Raw genomic sequence first — 2,558 nt, forward strand, 5'->3', positions numbered from 1 at the left:
GTGTAGTCCGGCGACACCAGTTCGATGTCGATCTTGTAGTGCTCGCGTACCTGATCGATGAAGCGGTAGGTCTCGGGGTGCAAGCGGCCGGTGTCGAGGCTGAACACTTTGACGTTCTTGTTCAGCTTCCAGGCCATGTCCACCAGCACCACGTCTTCGGCGCCGCTGAAAGATATCCACAGGTCATCGCCAAACTCGGCGAACGCGAGTTTCAGGATGTCCTGGGCGGATTTGTTGGCATAGGTCGTGGCGAGTTCCACGACGTCGAACGTTGGGCTCATCAGGGCGGCTTCCTACAGGTCGGTGGCGCTGGGCGCTCTATATGGCCCTGATGGTAACAAAAACCTACGGCAGCTGGCGCGCCCTCTGCGTTGCACCGGCCGGCCTGAGTCGCTAGAGTTCGGCAGTCCTTTTGCTCGCTCGACTCAATAATCAATACAAATGGGAGTGTCTTGTGGAAATTGCCTGTCTGGATCTTGAAGGTGTACTGGTCCCGGAAATCTGGATCGCCTTCGCCGAAAAAACCGGGATCGAGTCCCTGAGGGCGACCACCCGGGACATCCCCGACTACGACGTGCTGATGAAGCAGCGTCTGCGGATTCTCGACGAACACGGCTTGAAACTCACCGACATCCAGGAAGTGATCGCCACGCTCAAGCCGCTGGATGGCGCTATCGAGTTCGTCAACTGGCTGCTTGAGCGCTTTCAGGTGGTGATTTTGTCGGACACGTTCTACGAGTTCTCCCAGCCGCTGATGCGTCAACTGGGCTTCCCGACCTTGCTCTGCCATCGTCTGATTACTGACGATTCCGGTCGGGTGACGAGCTATCAGTTGCGTCAGAAAGATCCCAAGCGCCAGTCGGTTTTGGCCTTCAAAAGCCTTTACTACCGGGTGATCGCGGCGGGGGATTCCTACAATGACACCACGATGTTGGGTGAGGCGGATGCGGGGATTCTGTTCCATGCGCCGGACAATGTGATTCGCGAGTTTCCGCAGTTCCCGGCGGTGCACAGCTTTGAAGAGCTGAAGCAGGAGTTCATCAAGGCTTCGAATCGGGCGTTGAGCCTGTAAACACATTCATGTAGGAGCTGCCGCAGGCTGCGATCTTTTGACTTTGCTTTAAAAGGCAAGATCAAAAGATCGCAGCCTGCGGCAGCTCCTACAGGTTTTGCAGGGTGTCGAGAAGGACCTTCACCTTGGTAATCGATTCCTGATACTCGGCCTGCCACTCCGAGTCCGCGACGATCCCGCCACCGCCCCAGCAACACACCTGCCCATCCTTGACCAGCAAACTGCGAATGGCGATGGAGCTGTCCATCTCGCCGCGCACGTCCAGATAGAGCAAAGACCCGCAGTACAACCCGCGACGCGTCGGCTCCAGTTCGTCGATGATCTGCATTGCACGAATTTTCGGTGCACCGGTAATCGAGCCGCCAGGGAAGCTGCCGGCGATCAGGTCCAGCGCGTCCCGGTCATCCGCCAGTTCTCCGGTGACACTGCTCACCAGGTGATGCACGTTCGGGTAGCTTTCCAGGCTGAACAACTCCGGCACTCGCACGGAACCGATACGGCAAGTACGGCCGAGGTCGTTGCGCAGCAAGTCGACGATCATCAGGTTTTCTGCGCGGTCCTTGGGGCTGGCCAGCAGTTCGGCGGCGTTTGCCTCATCTTCGGCAGCGGTCAGTCCGCGAGGGCGGGTGCCTTTGATCGGACGGGTTTCCACATGGCGTTCGCTGACTTTGACGAAGCGTTCTGGCGACAGACTCAGTACCGCACCGCCGTCAGGCAAGCTCTGAAAACCGGAAAACGGCGTCGGGCACGCCGCCCGCAGCGCGCAATACGCGGCCCAAGGATCGCCCTGGCACTGCGCGCGGAAACGCTGGGCGAAATTGACCTGGTAGCAGTCGCCGGCCTGGATGTACTGCTGAATGCGTTCTAGCGCGTTGCGATACTCGTCAGCGCTCAGGTCGGCCTTCATCGGGGCTTTCAACGTGAAAGACTCGACTGCTTCAGCCGTAGGCTTACTGAATAGCGTGATCAGACGCTGACGTTCGCTGTCGATCAGCGACGGGTGGAAGACCAACTGACTTGTACTCAGTTGGTGATCGCTGATCAGCGCCCAGTCGTACAGCCCAAAACGTGCGTCGGGCAATTGCAGATCGTCCTGCGCCTGACTGGGCAGGTTTTCCAGATGCCGACCGAAGTCGTAGCTCAGGTAACCGATGAAGCCGCCAGCGAAGGGCAAATCGTAAGGAACAGCCGCTTCACCGAGTCGTGCCAGATTGTCGCGAAGGCGTTGCAGGAAATCGCTGCCACTTTCGTCAGGCAATACTGCTATTTGCTCCAGCGGCCAGGCACTGAGCAGGTCATAACGTCCACGCTCGGCACTCGGCCGGCCACTGTCGAGCAGCACGGCACCGGGGGCATGACGAATCGCCGCGAAGTACTCGGCGGGGTTGGCGCGATAGGGGAGCGGGTGTACGGAACAGGTCAACATGGGCGGGGCAGATCAGCCATCGAGGCGGGGGTGGCGATTGTAGTCCCCTCGGGGAATTGC

At 59.1% G+C, this 2,558-nt stretch carries 3 protein-coding genes; 1 reads left to right on the forward strand and 2 read right to left on the reverse strand.

The window, feature by feature from the left end; all coding sequences use genetic code 11:
• Positions 1 to 281, reverse strand: a 281-nt coding sequence (locus tag WLY71_RS30290; RefSeq protein ID WP_347806510.1) for a phosphoadenosine phosphosulfate reductase domain-containing protein, incomplete at its 3' end; no start/stop codon positions are given.
• 173 nt (positions 282 to 454) lie between these two features.
• On the opposite strand from WLY71_RS30290, the gene thrH reads away from it, so the two are divergent.
• Positions 455 to 1,072 carry a bifunctional phosphoserine phosphatase/homoserine phosphotransferase ThrH gene (thrH, locus tag WLY71_RS30295; RefSeq protein ID WP_347806511.1) on the forward strand — a complete coding sequence of 206 codons (618 nt, stop codon included), beginning with the start codon at positions 455 to 457 and terminating at the stop codon, positions 1,070 to 1,072.
• Positions 1,073 to 1,160: 88 nt separating this feature from the next.
• On the opposite strand, the gene pabB is transcribed toward thrH, so the two are convergent.
• Positions 1,161 to 2,498, reverse strand: a complete 1,338-nt coding sequence (pabB, locus tag WLY71_RS30300) for an aminodeoxychorismate synthase component I (RefSeq protein WP_347806512.1) — start codon at positions 2,496 to 2,498, stop codon at positions 1,161 to 1,163.
• Positions 2,499 to 2,558 lie beyond the last annotated feature (60 nt).

It is taken from the genome of Pseudomonas rossensis (assembly GCF_039888995.1).
GTDB classification, from domain to species: Bacteria; Pseudomonadota; Gammaproteobacteria; order Pseudomonadales; family Pseudomonadaceae; genus Aquipseudomonas; species Aquipseudomonas rossensis.